We start from the raw sequence: 18741 nt of genomic DNA, 5'->3' as shown, positions 1-18741 counted from the left end.
GGTGCCGGGCTCGACCGCGGTGCTGCCGCCGCCGCAGGGCTATCTGAAGCGCCTGCGCGATATCTGCGACAAGCACGGCATCCTGCTGATCTTCGACGAGGTCATCACCGGCTTCGGCCGTCTCGGCACGCCGTTCGCCGCCAACTTCTTCGGCGTCACGCCGGACCTGATGACGACAGCCAAGGGCATCACCAACGGCACCGTGCCCTGTGGCGCGGTGTTCGCGAGCCGCAAGGTGCACGATGGCCTGATGACCGGCCCGGAGAACCAGATCGAGCTGTTCCACGGCTATACTTACTCCGCGCATCCCGTCGCCTGCGCCGCCGGCCTTGCGACCCTCGACATCTACAAGGACGAGGGCCTGCTCACGCGCGGTGCGTCGATCGCCGAATACTGGCGCGATGCCCTGCATTCGCTGAAGGGCCTGCCGAACGTCATCGACATCCGCAATTGCGGCCTGATGGGCGCGGTCGAGCTGTCGCCGCGCGAGGGCGCGATCGGCGCGCGCGGTTACGACGTGATGGTCGACTGCTTCAACAGCGGCCTCTATCTGCGCACCAGCGGCGATTCCTTCGCGATGTCGCCGCCGCTCATCGTCGAGAAGAGCCACATCGACCAGATGGTCTCGATCCTTGGCGACGCCATTAAGCGGGTGGCCTGATAATTGCTCTCGCCGTTGCGGAGTTTTTTCTTGGCAGCGGCGAGCGTGATGCCGCGGGAGTTTGACGAAGCGTGAAAGTTTTGATCCTCGGCAGCGGTGTCATCGGTGTCACCTCTGCCTACTACCTTGCGCGTGCCGGTCATGAGGTGACGGTCGTCGACCGTCAGCCGCAGCCGGCGCTGGAGACCTCGTTCGCCAATGCCGGCGAGGTCTCGCCCGGCTATTCCTCGCCCTGGGCCGGCCCCGGCGTGCCGGTGAAGGCGATCAAATGGCTGCTGATGAAGCACGGCCCGCTGGTGATCCGGCCGAAGCTCGATCCCGTGATGTGGATCTGGCTGCTCAAGATGCTGCGCAACTGCACGTCGGAGCGCTACGCGGTCAACAAGAGCCGGATGATCCCGATCGCGGAGTACAGCCGCGATTGCCTGCGCGATTTGCGCCGCGACATCGGCATTCAGTACGACGAGCGCTCGCAGGGCACCTTGCAGCTGTTCCGCTACCAGTCGCAACTCGACGGCACGGGCGAGGACATCGCCGTGCTCAAGCAATATGGCGTGCCTTACGAGGTGCTCGGCCGCGAAGGCTGCATCGCGGTCGAGCCGGCGCTTGCCGGCGTGAAGGAGAAATTCGCCGGCGGACTTCGCTTGCCGCAGGACGAGACCGGCGATTGCCACATGTTCACGCAGGCGCTGGCCAAGCACGCCGAAGCGCTCGGCGTGCGCTTCATGTTCAACACCGGAATCGACGGCATCGTGACGGACGCCACGCGCGTCACCGGTGTGGCAACCAGTGCCGGCCTGTTGCAGGCCGATGCCTATGTCCTCGCGCTCGGAAGCTGGTCGTCGCGGCTGGTTGCGCCGCTGGGCATCTCGCTGCCGGTCTACCCGGTGAAGGGCTATTCGATCACGGTGCCGATCAAGGACGCCTCAGGCGCGCCGGAATCGACCGTGATGGACGAGAGCTACAAGGTCGCGATCACGCGCCTCGGGGATCGCATTCGCGTCGGCGGCACCGCTGAGATCTCCGGCTATTCGAGCAAGCTCTATCCCGCGCGCCGCGCCACGCTCGATCATTCGCTGACCGATCTGTTCCCGCGCGGCGGCGATCTGTCGAAAGCAACGTTCTGGAGTGGCCTGCGCCCGATGACACCGGACGGCCCGCCCGTGATCGGCCCGACGCGCTATGCCAATCTTCACCTCAACACCGGCCACGGCACGCTGGGCTGGACCATGTCCTGCGGCTCCGGCCGCGTGCTCGCGGACATGCTGTCGGGCAAGAAGCCGGAGATCGATACGAGCGAGCTCACGGTGGATCGGTACAATCACCGGTTTGGGTGAATATCTCTCCCCGCGTCATTGCGATGAGCTCTTGCGACGAAGCAATCCGGAGTGTTTCCGCGGCGAGAATCTGGATTGCTTCGCGGAGCCTGTCATCGGGCCGCGCTTCGCGCGGACCCGTTGGCTCGCAATGACGATGTGGAGGCGTCGCTGCCTTCTTCGCCTCTCCCCGCTTGCGGGGAGAGGCCGGAATTTGCGCAGCAAATTCCGGGTGAGGGGGAGCTTCCGCAAGTCTCACTCGCGCTGTGTTCGCGGAGAGAGCCCCTCACCCCGACCTCTCAGAGCGAGCGAAGCTCGTCGCGGCCCCGTAAGAACGGGGAGAGGAGTAGAGAGAGCTACCCAGCCGCCGTCACGCAATTCACCCACAGCACGACCGCCTTCGCATCCTGCGCCGGGTTGGAAAACCGGTGCGGCCTGCGGCTTGCGAAACGAAAGCTGTCCCCTCGCTTGAGCGACCACGTCTCGCTATCCACCGTCAGCATCATCTCGCCTTCGAGCACGAGGCCGGCTTCCTCGCCGTCGTGGGTGTAGAGCTCGTCGCCCGTGGAGCCGCCGGGCTCCAGGTGCACCAGGAACAGGTTGAGCCGGTTCTCGGCGCTCGCCGGGCTCAGCAATTGCTTTGAAACGCCGGTGCGCCAGAGTTTTAGCTCGGGGCGCTGAAGCTCGCGCGTCACCACCTGATCTGACGCGCCATCGCTGCTCGGGCTCGCACCGAACAGCGCAGCGATGCCGACGCCGAGCACGTCGGCGAGCGTCGCCAGGACGCGCAGCGACGGCGAGGACAACCCGCGTTCGATCTGGCTGAGGAATCCGATCGAAAGGTCGGTGCGGGCCGCGACCGTTTCCAGCGAGAACTGCCTGACACGACGGAGATCGCGGATGCGGCGGCCGACCGCGACGTCCATCGCAGGCTCGGCCAGTCTGGCTTTCACCTTCTTCGCCGGCTTTGCGGCGGCCGGCTTGCGCATTCTTTTGCCACCGCTCACGTCAAACCGCTCTTTTCATGTGCATGAAAACCGCTTGCATCGTCCGCAAAAGTGTGACCAAATTTTCATATTGGTGAAAATAAGCCGAAACGGTCTCGCCCGCAACGTCTGCGATCACGACATGCGCGAGCCCCGTCATCGGCCGAACCCAAAGGGGGATGCGATGAAGCGTTTCGTTCAGGCCGCGCTCGCGGTGCTCGCGATTTCAGCCGCCATGCCGGCCTCGGCGCAACAGGTGCTGAAAGTCGGCTCGACGCCAACCGGCATTCCCTTCACCTTCCTCGACACCAAGACCAACACCATCCAGGGCATCATGGTCGATCTCATCACCGAGATCGGCAAGGACGCCGGCCTCAATGTGCAGATCGAGCCGATGCAGTTCTCGGCGCTGATCCCGTCGCTGACCTCAGGCAAGATCGACATCATCGCGGCCGCCATGTTCATCACGCCGCCGCGCAAGGAGGTCGTCGACTTCTCCGACCCGATCTACACCTATGGCGAAGGCCTCGTGGTGCCGAAGGGCGACACCAAGGCCTATGCCTCGCAGGAAGATCTCAAGGGCGAGACGGTCGGCGCCCAGGTCGGCACCGCCTTCGTCGACGCGCTGAAGAAGTCCGGCCTGTTCGCCGACGTCAAGGCTTACGACACCATCCCCGACATCCTGCGCGACGTGAACACCGGCCGTCTCAAGGCCGGCTACGCCGACTATCCGATCCTCGCCTACAATCTGAAGCAAGGCGGCTTCCCCGAGGTGCGCCTCGTCGATGGCTACAAGCCCGTCACGGTCGGCTCGGTCGGCATCGGCGTGCGCAAGGGCGAGACCGCGCTGCTCGGCAAGATCAACGCCTCGCTTGCGAAGCTGAAGGCCAACGGCACCATCGACAAGATCCTCGATAAATGGGGTCTGAAGGCGCAGGGCTGATCGATAGTGGCTGACCGATAGGGTCCGATCGATGAAGGCTGGCCGATGAAAGGCTTCTGGCACGACGCCGTCGAATTCTTCCCGATCCTTTTGAACGGCGTCGCGCTCACGATCGTCGTCACCATCGGCTCGCTGCTGCTGTCGACGGTGCTCGGCCTCGTCTGGGCGATGATGCGGGTCTCCGGCATCGGCGTCCTGTCGGGGCTGAGCGCCAGCCTCATCAACGTGATCCGCGGCATCCCGATCATCGTGCTCCTGTTCTACCTCTACTTCGTGATGCCGGATCTCGGCGTGACGCTGACCGCGCTGCAGGCCGCGATCCTCGGGCTCGGCATCGCGTACTCGGCCTATCAGGCGGAAAACTTCCGCGCCGGCATCGAGGCGATCGACAAGGGGCAGATCGAGGCGGCGCAGTCCATCGGCATGGGCTGGTGGCTCACCATGCGCCGCGTCGTGCTGCCGCAGGCGGTGCGCATCGTGCTGCCGCCCTACGGCAATGTCATGATCATGATGCTCAAGGATTCCTCGCAGGCCTCGACCATAACGGTCGCCGAGCTCGCGCTCCAGGGCAAGCTGATCGCATCCTCGACCTTCAAGAACACCAGCGTGTTCACGCTGGTGGCGCTCATGTACCTCACCATGAGCATCCCGCTGATCCTGCTCGTCCGTCACTTCGAGAAGCGGGCCGGCAAGCGATGATCGAGCTGAGCGACGTCCACAAGAGTTTTGGCAAGGTCGAGGTGCTCAAGGGCATCACGGCATCCGTGCAGAAGGGCGAAGTGGTCTGCATCATCGGCCCCTCTGGCTCCGGCAAGTCCACCATTCTGCGCTGTATCAACGGGCTCGAAAGCTACGACCGCGGCGAGATCAGCGTCGAAGGCCTGAAGGTCGACCGCGATGCGCCGTCGATCGTGGCGATCCGCACCCAGGTTTCGATGGTGTTCCAGCGCTTCAACCTGTTTCCGCATCGAACGGCGCTCGAGAACGTCGTCGAGGGGCCGCTCTATGTGAAGAAGGAGGGGCGCGCCGCGGCGCTCGAGCGCGGCCGCGCGCTGCTCGCGCAAGTGGGGCTTGCGGAAAAGGCCGACGCTCATCCGCCGCAGCTGTCCGGCGGCCAGCAGCAGCGCGTCGCGATCGCACGCGCGCTCGCCATGCAACCCAAGGCGATCCTGTTCGACGAGCCGACCTCCGCGCTCGATCCAGAATTGGTCGGCGACGTCCTCGGCGTGATGCGCAAGCTCGCCGACGATGGCATGACCATGGTCGTGGTGACCCACGAGATGGGCTTTGCCCGCGACGTCGCCGACCGCGTGCTGTTCATCGACGGCGGCGTCATCGTCGAGCAGGGGCCTGCCAAGGCGCTGCTCAATCAACCACAGCATCCGCGCACGCAAGACTTCCTGCGCCGCGTGCTGCATCCGCTCTGATCGGTCATCGCCATGAACGCGTCCGCGCGCCTGCCTTTGCCGCCCTCACTCTATGCCGACACGGCGGTGGCGCCGATCACGACGCCGCCGCTCGACGCGGGCAAGAACGTCTCGGTTGCCGTCATCGGCGGCGGCTTCACCGGTCTCTCCACCGCGCTGCATCTGGCGGAGCAGGGCGTCGAGGCGCTGGTGCTGGAGGCGCAGGAGCCAGGCTGGGGCGCTTCCGGCAACAATGGCGGCCAGACCAATCCGGGCCTGAAGCACGATCCCGACCAGATCGAAGCCGATTTCGGCCCAGATCTCGGCCGCCGCATGATCGAATTCTCCTACGGCACGACAAATTTCACGCATGACCTGATCCGCCGCTATCAGATTCCCTGCGAGGCACGGCAGAACGGCACGCTGCGCGCGGCGTACAATGAGGCCAGCGCCGCCGCAATCGAGAAGACCGCGCAGCAATGCATCCGTCGCGGCATGCCGGTGACGCTGCTCAACCGCGAGCAGTTGCGTGAGATGACCGGCACGGACCGCTACATCGCCGCCATGCTGGATGCGCGCGGCGGCGATCTGCATCCTCTCAGCTACGCCCGCGGACTTGCGCGCGCCGCGATCTCCGCCGGCGCGAAGGTCCATGGTGAGACGCCAGCGCTGTCACTGCGCCGCGAGGGCACGCGCTGGCGCATCGAAACCCCGCGTGCGGTGGTGCATGCCGACAAAGTCCTGCTCGCCACCAACGGTTTTACCGATGATCTCTGGCCGGCGCTCCGCCGCACCATCGTGCCGGTGTTTTCGTCGATCGCGGCCACCGCGCCGCTCTCGGACGAGGTAGCCCGTTCGATCATGCCGACGCGCCCCGTCCTCTACGAGAGCGGACACATCACGGTCTACTACCGCATCGATCAGCGTAATCGTCTCTTGATGGGCGGCCGCGGCCCGATGCGCTGGATCAAGTCGCCCTCCGACGTCGCCTATCTCATCCGCTACGCCGAGCGGCTGTGGCCGCAGCTCAAGGGCGTCGCCTGGACCCATGGCTGGAACAGCCGGCTCGCGATCACCAAGGATCATTATCCGCACGTTCATGAGCCGGCGGAAAACATCCTGATCTCGCTCGGCTGCAACGGCCGCGGCGTCGCGCTCTCGACCGCGATGGGCGCGCAGCTCGCGCGCCGCCTTGTCGGCGGCGCCAAGGCCGAGATCGACATGCCCATCACCGGCATCAAGCCGATCCCGATGCATGCGTTCTGGCCGGTGGCGGTCACGAGCGCGGTGATCACAGGCCGCGTGCGAGACCGGTTGGGAATTTAAAAAGGCGTCGCCCAGTCACGGGCGGCGCCTCGCATCAGTTGCAGATGGGGGCGTCAGCAGCGGCCCTGTTTCCAAAGCCCGGGCGGGCACCCCCTGCCGCGCCAGCCAACCTTGCGCCCATGATACCATCCGTGCGGCACGGCATGGCGATGTGCATGGTATCCGCCGTGGTGTCCGTGACCATGACCATGGCCGCCCCTGGCGAATGCCGCGCTCGGCATGGTGAAGCCGGCCGTGATGATCAATGTCGCGGCGAGCGCAAGTTTCTTCATCGGAAATCTCTCCTGTTAGGCACGCATCTGTCCGTTCGATGAACGGACATCGATCGCGATGTCGCGCGCAAATATGGAGGAGTCGTGGCGCTCAGGATTCGGCGACGGCATCGGCCCAGGGCTGGAAAATCTCCACCGCGCCGGAATTGGTGTCGCCATCGCGCATCACCACGCTCGGGCAGGCGAACTTCATCGGCAAGGCCTGCACCTGCGTCTCCTCATAGTCGAAGCGTGCCCCGAGCGCCTTGCCTGCGTCCGCCGGCAGGCGGGCGTCGCCGATCACGACCGCGCCCTCGCTGGCGTCGATGCGTGGCTGGTGGATCGCGGCGTCGAGGTCCATGCCAAAGTCCATTGCGAAGGAGACGAGTTGCATCACTGCCGGCAGGATGCGGCGGCCGCCGGAGGCGCCGACGGCGAGACGCTTGCCGTCCCTGGTCTCGGCGATAACGGGCGTGTAGTTGGTGAGGCAGCGCTTGCCGGGAGCCAGCGAGTTGGTCGTGCCCGGCGTCGGATCGAACCACATGATGCCGTTGTTCATGGGGATACCGGTGTGCGGCGTCACATATTTCGAGCCGAAGGTGGAGAGCAGCGTCTGCGTCACCGCCGCCATGTTGCCGTCGCGATCGACCACGGAGAAATGCGTGGTGCAGGACGGCGCCAGATACTCCGCGCCGAGCGAGCGCTTGCCGTCGGCATCGCCCATGTCGTCAAGCCGCGCGCGATAGGCCGATTGCAAGGCGAGCGCATATTCGGCGTAGGCGGCGGCATCCGGTATGCTCCCCGGCTTCAGATTCTGCTGCAACAGGCGCAGCGCGTGCGCCATCGTCGGCCCGGCCGTCAGCTCCGGCGTCGCAAAGACCTTGCCGTCGCGATAGGGGATCGCGAGCGGCTCGCGCAGATGCGCGCGGAACGCGGCGAGATCTTCCACCGACAGCGAGCCGCCGTCGACCTTGATGTCGGACGCAATGCTGTTGGCGAGGTCGCCCTGGTAGAAATCGCGCGGGCCGGCGGCGGCGAGATGCAATAGCGTCGCCTTCAGTCTGTCCTGCGGCAGCCGCGTCTCGGCCTTGATCCCCCACGGAGCGTTCGGCGGCAGGCCGTCCTTTAGGAAGCATTCCGCGCTCGCAGGATAACGCCTGAGGTCGGCGGCGGTGCTCGCGATCATCAGCGTTGTCCACCAGTCGACCAGCAGGCCTTCGCCGGCAATCTTCGCCGCCGGGGCCAGCAGGTCCTTCCACGGCATTTTGGCGTAGCGGCGATGCGCTTCCTCCATGCCGGCGACGACGCCGGGCACCGCGATCGAGCCGGGGCCGTGAATGTTGCGGTCGTCCTTCACCCGCGGCCAGGGAAACAGGTCGGAGGCCGCGCCCTGCCCGGTGAGCGGATAGTCGGCGACGCGCAGGCTCTGCGGCGCGCGCATGCCGTAGTCGATCACCTCGTAGCGATTTTCCTTGGCGCGGTAGAGCACCATGGCGCCGCCGCCGCCCATGCCGCTCATCCAGGGCTCCAGCACGTTCAGCGCGAAGGTGGTCGCGACGATCGCGTCAACGCAGTCGCCGCCCGCCGCCAGCACTTCTGCGCCCACCTCGGCTGCTTGGCGCGATTGCGCGGCGACGATGCCGCCCTTGGCCTTGACAGCGGGTTTGCGGATGATTTGGGCGAGGCTGAACTGGTGAGGCATGATGTCGTCTTGTCTTCGGTGGTCTTAGCTTCGTTGCGTTGACGTCTCAGCTTCGCGATTGGCGGAGCGCGCGGACAATGGCACATTGCCGGCAACGTGAACATCCACAGGGAGGAGCGACATGGCTGGTGTGAAACAGGCGCGGGATGGCGCGGTCGGGATTTTGACGCTCGACGAGCCGGCAAGCCTGAACGCGATGACGCCGGACCTGCTCGGCGCGCTCGCTGCCGCTGTCGCCGAGATGACGCGGGACGAGGATATTCGCGCCCTGGTGCTGACCGGCGCGGGCCGCGGCTTCTGCTCGGGCCAGAACCTGAAGGCCTCCGCGGCGCTCGGCGAGGACATCGCGGCCGGCGTCATGCGCTTCTACTGGCCGGCGTTCAAGGCGCTGCGCGAGTGCCGCGTGCCTGTTGTCGTGGCCGTCAACGGCGTCGCGGCGGGCGGCGGCTTCAGCCTGGCGATGGCCGGCGACATGATCATCGCGGCGCGGTCGGCGAGCTTCATACAGGTGTTCAGCCGCATCGCGCTCGTCCCCGATCTCGGTTCGACCTGGCTGTTGCCGCGGCTGATCGGCCGGCAGCGCGCGCTCGAGCTGATGCTGCTCAACGAGCCGCTATCGGCCGAACGCGCGCATGAGATCGGCCTGGTGCGGCAGGTCGTCGACGATGCCAAGCTGATGGAGGAGGCTCTGACCCTGGCGTGTCGCCTCGCCGAGGGCCCGACGCGCGCTTTGGTCGCCACGCGGGCGCTGGTTGAGGAGAGCGAGCATGCGACCTACGAGGCGCAGTTCCGCCGCGAGATCGAGCTCCAGGCCTCCATCCGCAAGAGCGCAGATGCGATCGAAGGTCGCAACGCCTTCGTCGAGAAACGCAAGGCGAAGTTTACCGGACGCTAACTCTGTCTTCTTCTCGTCATGGCCGGGCTTGCCGTCTTTGCTGAAGCTTCGCCGGCCCAAGACTGAATAGCCCGGCGAAGCCTTTGGCGAAGCCGGGTCCTGGGCATCCACCCCTTGGCGCCCGCGTCGAAGAACGTGGATGGCCGGGACAAGCCCGGCCATGATGACGAGGAGACAGAGATCAGCTGAGAAACGGCAGCGTTCAGAGCGCGCCGTCGCGACGGCGGGCCTGATGCTTGGCGTGCCATTTCGGCCCGGGCCCGCGCATGTAGTGAAGCTCGGGGCGGTAGGGGTTGGCTGCAATCCGTACCAGCTGCTGCCATTTGGTGGCAACGAAGCTCAGGGGCTGACAGAGCAGGCTCAGTGAAGCGAACAACATGGCACCTGCCTCAATGCGGCTTGCCCAGCATGGATGTGAAGGGGAGGTCAAAAATCTCCTCGCCGTCGTCATCGCTGACATGGATCACCCAGTCGCGCCAGTCTTCAGCGCTGGGCGTCAGGATCATCGACCGCATGATCTGGGCGGCGCGGTCGCGCGCCTCAGTCAGGTTGGCGACCGCGGTGCCGCAGCGATCGATCAGCGTGCCTTCAGTATTGGAGTAGTGAAAATACACCTGAACCATATACGCCTCCTGTAGAGAGCGATTTGGATGGCAAAGCGATACCACCAGAAACAGCCGAGAAATATTCGGGCCAAGCCCGGTAAGGGAATCTACGGATATTGGTCGGTGTGTCGGCCTTGGTGGGTTTGATCACAGGCGGGTGATGATCAACTGGACGGCGGACGGCATGGAACAACCTACGACGAAAGTTGGGGGTGCTTCCGTGAACTGCTTCACAATCTGGTTTGATCGCCGGCGCCTGCGATTGCTGCTGGCGGCCGGCGCCGCAGCCCTGCTCGGCCTCGCCCCGGTCGCGTCAACGGAACCGGTCCGCAAGAGCGGCTATGCGATCGGCACGGAAGCCTGCGGCAGCGGCGATCTCGCCTTTCCCCGAATCCAGATCGACATGAAGGCTGGATTTTGCGCCGGCCTCGTCGCCAGCGAAGACGACCATCTGAAGTTTCCACGCTCGATCATCCAGGTGCCCGGCCGCGACCTGTTCGTGGTCGCCGACATGGGTGGCTGGGGCCACAGCGATGGGCGGCTCCTGCTGCTCGATCCGCACGCTCCTGAAGGCAAGCGGTTCAAGGAACTCCTGACTGCCATCGAATATCCCTTCGGCCTCGTGCTCGGCCCGGACAGGAAGCTCTATGCTTCGACCGCCGAAACGATCTTCCGCTTCGATCCGCTCGCGGACAAGCCGCGCAGCACGGTCGAGACCATCGTCCATCGCCTGCCCGGTCGCCGGATCACGCTGCCTGACGGCACCAAGCTGGATGAGAGCGCGCATCCGCTCAAGCAATTCGTGTTCGATCGCAACGGGCGGCTGTTCGTCAATATCGGCTCGCACAGCGACGACTGCATCACGCCGGCGCCGATCAGGAAGCCGTGCGCGGCGGCCGAAGGTGCCTCTTCCATGGCCGCGATCTGGCTGTTCACGCCGCCTGCGGGCGGCATTTTTCCGGCATTGAACCCGAACGATCCGAATCCGCCGCACGAGGTCTATGCACGGGGCTTACGCAACTCCATGGCGCTGGCGCTGCATCCGAATTTCCCTGATGCCGGCTACGCCTTCCTGCAAGGCGAGAACGGCCGCGATCTGCCCGACACCTTCAAACCGAACGAGGAGATCAACGCGATCGAACAGGGCAAGCACTATGGCTGGCCCTATTGCTACGATCTGTCGACGCCGAGCCTAGAATTCAAAAGCGTGCTGCAGTCCGGGCCCTACAAGGCGCTCTGCACCAGCAATGCGTTGTACAAGGCACCATTTTCGCTGATGCCGCCGCACGGCGCGCCGCTGGCGATGCTCTATTATCACGGCGCCAAATTTCCGGAGCTGGAGGGCAAGCTGCTGGTCGGCCTGCACGGCTATCGCCCGACCGGCAGCCGCATCCTCGTCTACGACGTCGACGATCGCGGCTTTCCAAAGCCGAGCCCGGCGCCGGTGCGCTACCACGTCAGTTGCGCGGCTGAGCCGACCCGCAGCTTCCAGACCGACGCCGGCGAGGTCGCAGCCGCGCCGTTCGAGGAACTGATCGCCGGCTGGCATCGGGTCAACGGTGCGCGGCCGCAAGGCGCGCCGGTCGGCATGACGGTCGCCGAGGATGGCGCGATCTGGCTGGTCGAGGACAAGAACCAGACCGTGATCCGCATCGACCGCGCCTCAGGCGAAGCGCCGCAACCACTGCCTTGCGACATTCGCAGCCAGGCGCAGATCGATCAACTCGCGGCATTGGTCGCCAAGGACGCCCAGAACCGCGATCGCCTCACGACGCTGCGAAAGGGCCTCGTCGAAAAGCACTGCCTCGGCTGTCACTCCGATTTCGGCCTGAAGCCGGGTCAATCGGACGCGGAGAAGGATACGACGGTGCTGCGCTTCATGCTGTCGCAGGACGGCTGGATCTATCCGGGCGATCCCGACTCCGGCAAGTTGCGCACGCGCCTACGCGGCCTCGGTGCGGAGAACCTGATGCCGCCGGGTGGCGAGAAGTTGCCGAAGACCGAGCCCGGCTACGCGCGCCTGCTCGACTATGCGGACTCGCTCGTTGCGAGGATGGTTCCGGGAACACGAATGCGCATCAAGCCCGGCCTGCCGCAGCGCAAGTTTTTCAACAAGGCGAACAAGGAATGCGGCGAAATACCGGCCGCGAAAGTCGTCGTGGTGACACAAAGCAGCGCTGTAGACAAACCCGGCTTCAGCCGGTTCTTCCGGCCGGCCGATCCCTATCTGAATGGCGAGTGCACCGACGACGATGGCTATTACATCCGGCAGGAATTTCTGGTGCCTGTGCAGTAGCATTTTTCTCGTCATCGCGACGACACCGGTCTCGGCTCAAACGAAGCTGTTCGAAAGCGTGCAGGTGACGCCCGGTGGCGAATACACCTTCGGCATCGAGGGGCCCGCCGCCGATCTCGACGGCAATCTCTTCGTCGTCAATTTCAATAAGCCCGGCACCATCGGCAGGCTGCCCGCGGGCGACGCGGCTTCGGAGCAATTCACAGCGCTGCCGGAGGGCAGCGTCGGCAACGCCATCCGCTTCGATCGCAACGGCACGATGTTCATCGCCGATTACAAGAAGCACAACATCTTCGCGATTGCGAGGGGCCGGAGCGAGCCCATCGTCTGGTTTCACTCCGACGAGATGAGCCAGCCCAACGACATCACGATTGCCCGCGACGGCACGGTCTATGCGAGCGATCCGAACTGGAAGGGAAGGGAAGGCCACATCTGGCGAATTGCGAAGGGAGCGGATGGCTCGGTGCAGGGGCAGATCATGGCGGCGCCACGCGCGATGGGTACCACCAACGGCATCGATCTCAGCCCGGACGGCAAGACGCTCTACGTCGGCGAATCCAGCAGCGGCCAGGTCTGGTCCTACACCATTCGCGGGAGCGAGCTCACCGATGCGAAGCTCGTGAAAGCATTCCAGCCCGACACCATCGACGGCTTGCGCACCGATGTTGCCGGCCGCCTCTATGTCGCGCGCATTCTCAAGGGCACGATCGCGCTGATGAAGCCCAATGGCGCGGTCGAGCGGGAGATCGTGCTGAAAGGCAAGGAGCCGACCAATCTCGCCTTCGGCGGCATTGACGGCAAGACCGTCTTCGTCACGCAGCGCCAGGGCGGCTTCATCGAGTCCTTCCGAACCGACCAGCAGGGCCGCGAACATTGCCTGCAGCGTGGACGCTGCTGAGCTCCGTGTAACAAGGCGGTCTGCTCCGGGCGCAGGGCGGCGCGGCATGGGCGGCATTCTTCTTGCTTGCATCTTGACGCCGCAGGGACCAAGACATCTGCGGCACCATCAGACAGCATGCGACCACGGAGTGTTTGAGTGAAAGCCGTCTACACCGAGCTGCATCGCAGCCATGATCCGCAATTCTTCCTGGTTCGCGGTGTCGTCAAGCGCACCACCGAGCAGCCCGAGCGTGCCGACCGCCTGCTCAAGGGATTGAAAGACGGCAATCATCAACTGGTCGAGCCGACCAAGTTCGGGCAGGGGCCGCGTGCCCGCATTCACAGCCCGGAATATCTGTCCTTTCTCAGCGAAGCCTGGGACGCCTGGACGGCGCTCGGCGACTCCGGACCGGAGATGATCGGCAACATCCATCCCGTCCGGCATGCGGCGACCTATCCGACCCACATCGTCGGCAAGCTCGGCTGGCACACCGCCGACACCGCAGCGCCGATCGGCCCCGGCACCTGGGCCGCGGCCTGCGCGGCGACGGACGTCGCCGTCACGGCGGCGCAGATGGTTATGGACGGCGAGGATGCGACCTATGCGCTCTGCCGTCCGCCCGGCCATCACGCCTACCGCGACATGGCGGGCGGCTTCTGCTTCCTCAACAACAGCGCGATCGCGGCGGCGCATCTGCGGCTCAAGCATGAGCGCGTTGTGATTCTCGATGTCGACGTCCATCACGGCAACGGCACGCAAGGCATCTTTTACGCGCGACCCGATGTCTACACGGTGTCGATCCATGCCGACCCGACGGCCTATTATCCCTTCGTGTGGGGCTACGCGCATGAGCGCGGCGAAGGGGCGGGCCACGGCACCAATCTCAACATCCCCTTAGCCATCGGCACCGGCGACGACGGATACATCCAGGCGATGGATGTCGCGCGCAAGGCGATCGAGTCCTTCGCGCCCGGCGCACTCGTCATCGCGCTCGGCCTCGACGCCTCCGAGCACGATCCGCTCCGCGGCCTCGCCGTCACCACGCCGGGCTTCCGCCGCATCGGCCAGGCGATTGCGCGGATGGGCCTGCCGACCGTGTTCGTGCAGGAGGGCGGCTATCTCTCCGACATCCTCGGCGCCAACCTGACCTCGGTGCTGGCGGGCTTCGAGGAAGCGCGGTGATCCCTGCCAGGACTTGGTGCCCTAGTCCTTGAACAGGATCTTCTCCAACAGGTCGATCCGCTTGATCCGGATGCTGCTGCCGTCGATGGCGATGATGCGGCGGTTCTGGAAGCGCTTCAACATCATGGTCACCCATTGACGGGTCGAGCCGACCATGGCCGCGATCTGGTCGTGGGTGATCTTGTGGTTGATGATGATGGTGTCGCCGTCGGCGACGCCGTGAAGCTCCGACAGGGTGAGCAGGAACTGCGCCAGCCGTTCGATCACCGACCGCGTGCCGAGCATCTGCGCCATCGAGGAATAGCATTTGCCCTTGGCGATGAGGCCGTCGATCAGCGCCAGGGCGAACTTTGGCATGCCGGTCAGCAGCTTCTCGAGTGCCGGGCCGGACAGCGCCGTGATGTCACAGGCCTCGATGGCGATACCCGACCACATGTGAATGCCACCGCCCGAGATTTCGGGACCTCCAATGAAATGCCCCGGCGTCCAATAGGCGAGCGTGATCTCACGCCCCGACGGCGCGGTATAGTAGACGCGCACCTGTCCGCGCCGGATGATGAAAATGCCGTCGTGGCCTTCGCCCTGGCTGAAGACCATCTCGCCTTGCGGCACCGTGATCGTACGGCCGGCCGCATGCACGCGTGCCTGCTCCGGCGCCGACAGGCGATCGAGGAAATGCGCCCCGGCATTCACCCCGTCGATCGTTTCGCTCATGAACAGCGCGGAATGTCCGGTCTTTGTGCGCGGGCTATGGGCCGGCCGTGCCTCTTCGCGATCAGGCCAGTCGAACTGAACGCCTACGTGACGCTGGTCTGCGAACGAGGTCGCGGCAGCATCCTTGAGTATGGTCATCGCAATTCGCCTGCTCCTCGCGGTTTCGCGAATAGGTAAGAGCGGCATAGGGGCGATGTCCATCTCTTTGCGATCGTTCCAAATCACTTAGCAAAGCTTCATATGCGCGGCGTTCGACATCGATACGATTTATCTGCCGATCGCTTTGACTCGAGAAAATCATTTGCCGGGCTCGCGCGCCAATTGCGACGAAGATGCGAAATGAGTGTCGCGCGGGAGCGATGCAAGTAATTGCTTCAACCGCTGCGTCACGCCTTCGATAGTGCCGGCCAGCGTTGTTGCCGGCGCGAGTCCGGCCCGCGATAGCCGAGGACATTCGATGATCGAATTCAGCTCTTTCAGACTGGGGGTGGCGGTTGCGGCGGTGACCTTCGCCATGTTTGGACCGTCGCAGGCGGAGACGATCCGGGTCGCAGTCGGGACGCAGGATACGACCATCAATTGCGCGACGGGCGGGTCGTTGATCCGCGAGCTCAAGTTGCTGGAGAAATTCCTGCCCCATGACGACAGATACAAGGACGTGACCTACGACATCCAATGGAAGAATTTCACGAGTGGCGCACCGCTCACCAACGAGATGGTCGCGGGCAGGCTCGATTTCGGCGCGATGGCGGACTTCCCGGGTTCACTCAATGGCGTGGCGTTCCAGAAGGCAGGACGCCGCAGCCTCTTCATCAGCGTGCTGTCCGGAAGTACCAAGGGCAGCGGTAACGGAATCGTAGTGCCGTCGGATTCGCCGGCCCAGTCGCTCGACGACCTCAAGGGGAAGACGATTTCCGTTCCCTTTGCCTCGACCTCGCACGGCATGCTGCTCCGCGCCATCGAAGCCAAGGGTTGGAATCCCGAGACCGACGTCAATATCATCACGCAAGCGCCGGAGGTTGCCGGGCCGGCCTTGCAGGCTGGCAAGATCGAGGCGCATGCCGACTTCGTGCCGTTCGCCGAACTCTTTCCGTGGCGTGGTTTCGCGCGCAAGATTTTCGACGGAGCGCAGGCGAACGCGCCGACATTCCACGGCGCGCTGGTCGATGCCGATTATGCCGAGAGATATCCGGAGATCGTCGTCGCTTACCTGCGCGCGGCGCTCGAGGCGGATCGCCTGATCGCCGAGGAGCCGGAGAAATACAGCGAGCTGATCGCAAAGGTGACCGGCATCGAAGCCGAGGTCGACTACCTCTTTCACGGCCCGCTCGGACTTCAGACCCGCGACGTCACCTGGAAGCCGGAGTATCGCCAGGCGGTCGCAACCTCGATCAAGACGCTGAAGCTGCTCAAGCGGGCGGACAGCGATCTCGATATCAACCAGTTCGTCACCGACAAGTTCATCCGCATTGCGACCGCGCAGGCGGGCCGCGACTATGACGCCGAGCTGAAAACCTATGCGCAGCTTCCGCTGAAGGCCAAGGACGCGGCGACCGGCGCCGAGATCTCTGATTTCACCCGCGTCGCGCAGATCTGGGTCAAGGACGAGGCACATGTGCGCCACTACGCCTCGCCCGAGAATGCGCTGAACGCGCTCGCCGGACTTGAGAAGGAAGGGAAGACCATCCGCGTCGTCTATGCGCAGGATCGCGAGAGCGGCATCAAGCTTTTCGCGAGCCAGGCCTGGTTCGTCCGGTCGTCCGCGGGCGAGTTGAGCGCGTTCCTGCTCAAGGACGCGGCCGAACGCTGGTCGAAGCAGCATGGCGGCGAAGTCCTGGACTTCGGCGCCGCGCGGGCCTCTCTCGTCGCGAGTCGGTGAGGCGATGGCGACACCTCTTCGGGTCCCAAGGCCCGCGGGCATTCGATGGGCGATCCGCGGCCTTTCGATCCTGGCCTGCGTCGGGCTGTGGCAGATCGCTTCGACGACGCACGCCAATCTTGGGATCGTCACCTTTCGCAACGTGCCTCCGCCGGTCGAGGTCGTTCAGTCCGCCGTTGCGCTATTTCGATCGCCGAAGCTGGCGGCGCATGTCAGCAGCAGCCTCTGGCGGGTATTCGCGGGTTACGTGGCCGCGGTCGTGATCGGCGTGATTCTCGGTTTCGCAATCGGCCGGTCGCGCGCCGCGAGCGACCTGCTGTTGCCACCTCTCGAATTGCTGAGGCCGATTCCGGCGGTCGCGTGGATACCGCTCTCGATCCTGATCTTTCCGTCATCCGAGCTGTCGATGATCTACATCACCTTCATTGGTGCATTGTTTCCAATCGTGCTGAATACGGTTCATGGTGTTGCGAATGTCGATCGCCGGCTGGTCGCGTCCGCACGCAGCCTTGGTGCGGGCGGCATCGCGATCCTCAGGGAGGTGGTGTTGCCGGATGCCGCGCCGAGCATCGTCACCGGGCTTGCCATCGGCATGGGTACCTCGTGGTTCTGCCTGGTTACCGCGGAGATGATCTCCGGCCAGTTCGGCATCGGCTACTACACCTGGGAGGCTTATACACTCCAGAACTATGCCGACATCATCGTCGGCATGCTGATCATCGGCTTGCTCGGCATGGGCAGTAGCTGGCCGTTGACGACGGCCGGGCGGCTCCTGATGCCTTGGCGCAGCCCGCAGGTCGCGCGATGAACATCCGGATCTCGGATATCGGCACGAACAGCGTCGGTCGCATCGAGATCGCGGGTGTCTCGATTTCGCTCGGCGCGGGCGCCGATGCGTTCGAGGCGGTGAGGGGGCTCGATTTCACCATCCTGCCGGGCGAGTTCATCTGCATCCTCGGTCCCTCCGGCTGCGGCAAGTCCACGCTGCTTGGCGCGCTGGCCGGGCATCTGCCGATTACAGCCGGCGAGCTGACCGTTGACGGACAGCCGATCCGGGGTCCGAGCCCGGACCGCGGCATGGTGTTCCAGCAGCACACGCTGTTTCCCTGGAAGCGGGTGCGGGACAATGTGGCCTTCGGCCCGAAGATGCGCGGCCTCGCCAAAGCGGAGCGCAACCGCGCCGCTGACGCCATCCTGAAGCTGGTCGGGTTATCCGGATTCGAGGCGTTCTATCCCGCACAATTGTCGGGCGGAATGCAGCAGCGCGTCGAGATCGCGCGGGTCCTGATCAACCAGCCGCGAGTGCTGCTGATGGACGAGCCCTTCAGTGCGCTCGATGCGCAGACGCGCAGCATGATGCAGGAGGTCCTGCTCGACATCTGGAGCAAGATCCCGACAACCACGGTCTTCGTCACCCACGACATCGACGAGGCGCTGTTTCTCGCCGACCGTATCGTCGTCATGAGCGCGAGACCGGGGAGCTTGATCGAGGATATCGCTCTGCCGTTCGGACGGCCGCGAAGCCACGACCTCGTGACCGAGCCCGAGTTCGTGCGCCTGAAGCGCCATGTCATGGAACTGCTACGGCGACCGGAGGGCAGCGCGCCGCTGGCCCGGCTCAGCCCGCTCGGCATGTGATTCGCAGAACACCCTCGCTTGCGGCGAGCGCCTTGCAGACAGAGCGGCCTTCGCCTCTCCC

At 64.8% G+C, this 18741-nt stretch carries 20 protein-coding genes; 13 read left to right on the top strand and 7 right to left on the bottom strand.

What is annotated here, in order from left to right; translation table 11 throughout:
* Both AYJ54_RS51880 and AYJ54_RS03780 read left to right on the top strand, forming a co-directional pair.
* Positions 1 to 661, top strand: a 661-nt coding sequence (locus AYJ54_RS51880) for an aminotransferase class III-fold pyridoxal phosphate-dependent enzyme (RefSeq protein WP_245328864.1), incomplete at its 5' end; no start/stop codon positions are given.
* Between the two features lie 71 nt (positions 662 to 732).
* On the top strand, positions 733 to 1998 hold the full coding sequence (locus tag AYJ54_RS03780) for a D-amino acid dehydrogenase (protein WP_063696576.1): 1266 nt from the start codon (positions 733 to 735) through the stop codon (positions 1996 to 1998).
* A 335-nt stretch (positions 1999 to 2333) separates the two neighbouring features.
* Here AYJ54_RS03780 and AYJ54_RS03775 read toward each other — a convergent pair whose 3' ends face one another.
* Entirely contained in the window at positions 2334 to 2966 is a 633-nt protein-coding gene (locus AYJ54_RS03775; protein WP_063696574.1) for a helix-turn-helix domain-containing protein, read from the bottom strand.
* 181 nt (positions 2967 to 3147) lie between these two features.
* Between AYJ54_RS03775 and AYJ54_RS03770 the strand changes: the two genes are divergently transcribed.
* Genes AYJ54_RS03770 through AYJ54_RS03755 form a run of 4 tightly spaced genes read left to right on the top strand, consistent with a single transcriptional unit; the run spans position 3148 to position 6638 of the window.
* Complete coding sequence (locus AYJ54_RS03770) at positions 3148 to 3906, top strand: ABC transporter substrate-binding protein (RefSeq protein WP_063696572.1); 759 nt, start codon at positions 3148 to 3150, stop codon at positions 3904 to 3906.
* Positions 3907 to 3951: 45 nt separating this feature from the next.
* Entirely contained in the window at positions 3952 to 4605 is a 654-nt protein-coding gene (locus tag AYJ54_RS03765) for an amino acid ABC transporter permease (protein ID WP_063696571.1), read from the top strand.
* Entirely contained in the window at positions 4602 to 5333 is a 732-nt protein-coding gene (locus AYJ54_RS03760; RefSeq protein WP_063696569.1) for an amino acid ABC transporter ATP-binding protein, read from the top strand. The genes AYJ54_RS03765 and AYJ54_RS03760 overlap by 4 nt, the downstream gene beginning before the upstream one ends.
* Positions 5334 to 5345: 12 nt before the next feature.
* Positions 5346 to 6638 carry an NAD(P)/FAD-dependent oxidoreductase gene (locus tag AYJ54_RS03755; protein WP_063696567.1) on the top strand — a complete coding sequence of 431 codons (1293 nt, stop codon included), beginning with the start codon at positions 5346 to 5348 and terminating at the stop codon, positions 6636 to 6638.
* Between the two features lie 53 nt (positions 6639 to 6691).
* On the opposite strand, the gene AYJ54_RS48860 is transcribed toward AYJ54_RS03755, so the two are convergent.
* Entirely contained in the window at positions 6692 to 6910 is a 219-nt protein-coding gene (locus tag AYJ54_RS48860; protein WP_201724123.1) for a hypothetical protein, read from the bottom strand.
* Between the two features lie 91 nt (positions 6911 to 7001).
* A complete protein-coding gene (locus tag AYJ54_RS03750) occupies positions 7002 to 8591 on the bottom strand; it encodes a gamma-glutamyltransferase (protein WP_063696566.1) in 1590 nt (529 codons plus the stop codon).
* Positions 8592 to 8712: 121 nt separating this feature from the next.
* On the opposite strand from AYJ54_RS03750, the gene AYJ54_RS03745 reads away from it, so the two are divergent.
* Positions 8713 to 9486, top strand: coding sequence for an enoyl-CoA hydratase-related protein (locus AYJ54_RS03745; RefSeq protein ID WP_063696564.1), 774 nt, complete (start codon positions 8713 to 8715; stop codon positions 9484 to 9486).
* 202 nt (positions 9487 to 9688) lie between these two features.
* On the opposite strand, the gene AYJ54_RS51120 is transcribed toward AYJ54_RS03745, so the two are convergent.
* Together AYJ54_RS51120 and AYJ54_RS03740 are read right to left on the bottom strand one after the other, a co-directional pair.
* On the bottom strand, positions 9689 to 9865 hold the full coding sequence (locus AYJ54_RS51120) for a hypothetical protein (RefSeq protein WP_201724122.1): 177 nt from the start codon (positions 9863 to 9865) through the stop codon (positions 9689 to 9691).
* A gap of 10 nt (positions 9866 to 9875) precedes the next feature.
* The gene (locus AYJ54_RS03740; RefSeq protein ID WP_063696562.1) at positions 9876 to 10109 is read right to left on the bottom strand and encodes a DUF6894 family protein; all 234 of its coding nucleotides are present in this window, start codon (positions 10107 to 10109) and stop codon (positions 9876 to 9878) included.
* A 217-nt stretch (positions 10110 to 10326) separates the two neighbouring features.
* Here AYJ54_RS03740 and AYJ54_RS03735 point away from each other — a divergent pair, with 217 nt between their 5' ends.
* The 3 genes from AYJ54_RS03735 to AYJ54_RS03725 all read left to right on the top strand — a co-directional run bounded on the left by AYJ54_RS03735 (position 10327) and on the right by AYJ54_RS03725 (position 14449).
* The gene (locus AYJ54_RS03735; RefSeq protein WP_430641390.1) at positions 10327 to 12387 is read left to right on the top strand and encodes a PQQ-dependent sugar dehydrogenase; all 2061 of its coding nucleotides are present in this window, start codon (positions 10327 to 10329) and stop codon (positions 12385 to 12387) included.
* Positions 12344 to 13285 carry an SMP-30/gluconolactonase/LRE family protein gene (locus tag AYJ54_RS03730; protein WP_063696561.1) on the top strand — a complete coding sequence of 314 codons (942 nt, stop codon included), beginning with the start codon at positions 12344 to 12346 and terminating at the stop codon, positions 13283 to 13285. The genes AYJ54_RS03735 and AYJ54_RS03730 overlap by 44 nt, the downstream gene beginning before the upstream one ends.
* Before the next feature lie 138 nt (positions 13286 to 13423).
* Positions 13424 to 14449 (top strand): histone deacetylase family protein, encoded by a 1026-nt coding sequence (locus AYJ54_RS03725; protein ID WP_063696559.1) that lies wholly within the window; start codon positions 13424 to 13426, stop codon positions 14447 to 14449.
* 21 nt (positions 14450 to 14470) lie between these two features.
* Here the strand turns inward: AYJ54_RS03725 and AYJ54_RS03720 are convergent, their stop codons facing one another.
* A complete protein-coding gene (locus tag AYJ54_RS03720; protein ID WP_063696557.1) occupies positions 14471 to 15301 on the bottom strand; it encodes a Crp/Fnr family transcriptional regulator in 831 nt (276 codons plus the stop codon).
* Positions 15302 to 15460: 159 nt separating this feature from the next.
* On the bottom strand, positions 15461 to 15679 hold the full coding sequence (locus tag AYJ54_RS51115) for a hypothetical protein (protein WP_201724126.1): 219 nt from the start codon (positions 15677 to 15679) through the stop codon (positions 15461 to 15463).
* Here AYJ54_RS51115 and AYJ54_RS03715 point away from each other — a divergent pair.
* From AYJ54_RS03715 to AYJ54_RS03705, 3 genes are read left to right on the top strand one after another with little or no spacing between them, the layout of a single operon-like run.
* Positions 15678 to 17042: an ABC transporter substrate-binding protein gene (locus AYJ54_RS03715; protein ID WP_245328863.1), complete on the top strand. Its 1365-nt coding sequence runs from the start codon at positions 15678 to 15680 to the stop codon at positions 17040 to 17042. The two genes, AYJ54_RS51115 and AYJ54_RS03715, sit on opposite strands and share 2 nt — an antisense overlap.
* A gap of 4 nt (positions 17043 to 17046) precedes the next feature.
* A complete protein-coding gene (locus AYJ54_RS03710; protein WP_063696674.1) occupies positions 17047 to 17850 on the top strand; it encodes an ABC transporter permease in 804 nt (267 codons plus the stop codon).
* Positions 17847 to 18680 (top strand): ABC transporter ATP-binding protein, encoded by an 834-nt coding sequence (locus AYJ54_RS03705; protein ID WP_063696672.1) that lies wholly within the window; start codon positions 17847 to 17849, stop codon positions 18678 to 18680. Before AYJ54_RS03710 ends, AYJ54_RS03705 begins: the two co-directional genes overlap by 4 nt.
* The last annotated feature ends 61 nt before the right edge of the window (positions 18681 to 18741 follow it).

The sequence above is a fragment of the Bradyrhizobium centrolobii genome, from assembly GCF_001641635.1.
Classification (GTDB): domain Bacteria; phylum Pseudomonadota; class Alphaproteobacteria; order Rhizobiales; family Xanthobacteraceae; genus Bradyrhizobium; species Bradyrhizobium centrolobii.
The sequence above is the reverse complement of the archived record's forward strand: the minus strand, read 5'-3'. Positions and strand labels throughout refer to the sequence as shown.

What these genes read in the sequence shown, in the direction of transcription:
- AYJ54_RS03730 (WP_063696561.1), top strand. Translation starts at nt 12,344, where the DNA reads ATGGCTATTACATCCGGCAGGAATTTCTGGTGCCTGTGCAGTAGCATT.
- AYJ54_RS03720 (WP_063696557.1), bottom strand. Translation starts at nt 15,301, where the DNA reads ATGACCATACTCAAGGATGCTGCCGCGACCTCGTTCGCAGACCAGCGT.
- AYJ54_RS03770 (WP_063696572.1), top strand. Translation starts at nt 3,148, where the DNA reads ATGAAGCGTTTCGTTCAGGCCGCGCTCGCGGTGCTCGCGATTTCAGCC.
- AYJ54_RS03710 (WP_063696674.1), top strand. Translation starts at nt 17,047, where the DNA reads ATGGCGACACCTCTTCGGGTCCCAAGGCCCGCGGGCATTCGATGGGCG.
- AYJ54_RS03775 (WP_063696574.1), bottom strand. Translation starts at nt 2,966, where the DNA reads ATGCGCAAGCCGGCCGCCGCAAAGCCGGCGAAGAAGGTGAAAGCCAGA.
- AYJ54_RS03765 (WP_063696571.1), top strand. Translation starts at nt 3,952, where the DNA reads ATGAAAGGCTTCTGGCACGACGCCGTCGAATTCTTCCCGATCCTTTTG.
- AYJ54_RS51120 (WP_201724122.1), bottom strand. Translation starts at nt 9,865, where the DNA reads ATGTTGTTCGCTTCACTGAGCCTGCTCTGTCAGCCCCTGAGCTTCGTT.
- AYJ54_RS03750 (WP_063696566.1), bottom strand. Translation starts at nt 8,591, where the DNA reads ATGCCTCACCAGTTCAGCCTCGCCCAAATCATCCGCAAACCCGCTGTC.
- AYJ54_RS03745 (WP_063696564.1), top strand. Translation starts at nt 8,713, where the DNA reads ATGGCTGGTGTGAAACAGGCGCGGGATGGCGCGGTCGGGATTTTGACG.
- AYJ54_RS03760 (WP_063696569.1), top strand. Translation starts at nt 4,602, where the DNA reads ATGATCGAGCTGAGCGACGTCCACAAGAGTTTTGGCAAGGTCGAGGTG.
- AYJ54_RS48860 (WP_201724123.1), bottom strand. Translation starts at nt 6,910, where the DNA reads ATGAAGAAACTTGCGCTCGCCGCGACATTGATCATCACGGCCGGCTTC.
- AYJ54_RS03755 (WP_063696567.1), top strand. Translation starts at nt 5,346, where the DNA reads ATGAACGCGTCCGCGCGCCTGCCTTTGCCGCCCTCACTCTATGCCGAC.
- AYJ54_RS03715 (WP_245328863.1), top strand. Translation starts at nt 15,678, where the DNA reads ATGTTTGGACCGTCGCAGGCGGAGACGATCCGGGTCGCAGTCGGGACG.
- AYJ54_RS51115 (WP_201724126.1), bottom strand. Translation starts at nt 15,679, where the DNA reads ATGGCGAAGGTCACCGCCGCAACCGCCACCCCCAGTCTGAAAGAGCTG.
- AYJ54_RS03740 (WP_063696562.1), bottom strand. Translation starts at nt 10,109, where the DNA reads ATGGTTCAGGTGTATTTTCACTACTCCAATACTGAAGGCACGCTGATC.
- AYJ54_RS03705 (WP_063696672.1), top strand. Translation starts at nt 17,847, where the DNA reads ATGAACATCCGGATCTCGGATATCGGCACGAACAGCGTCGGTCGCATC.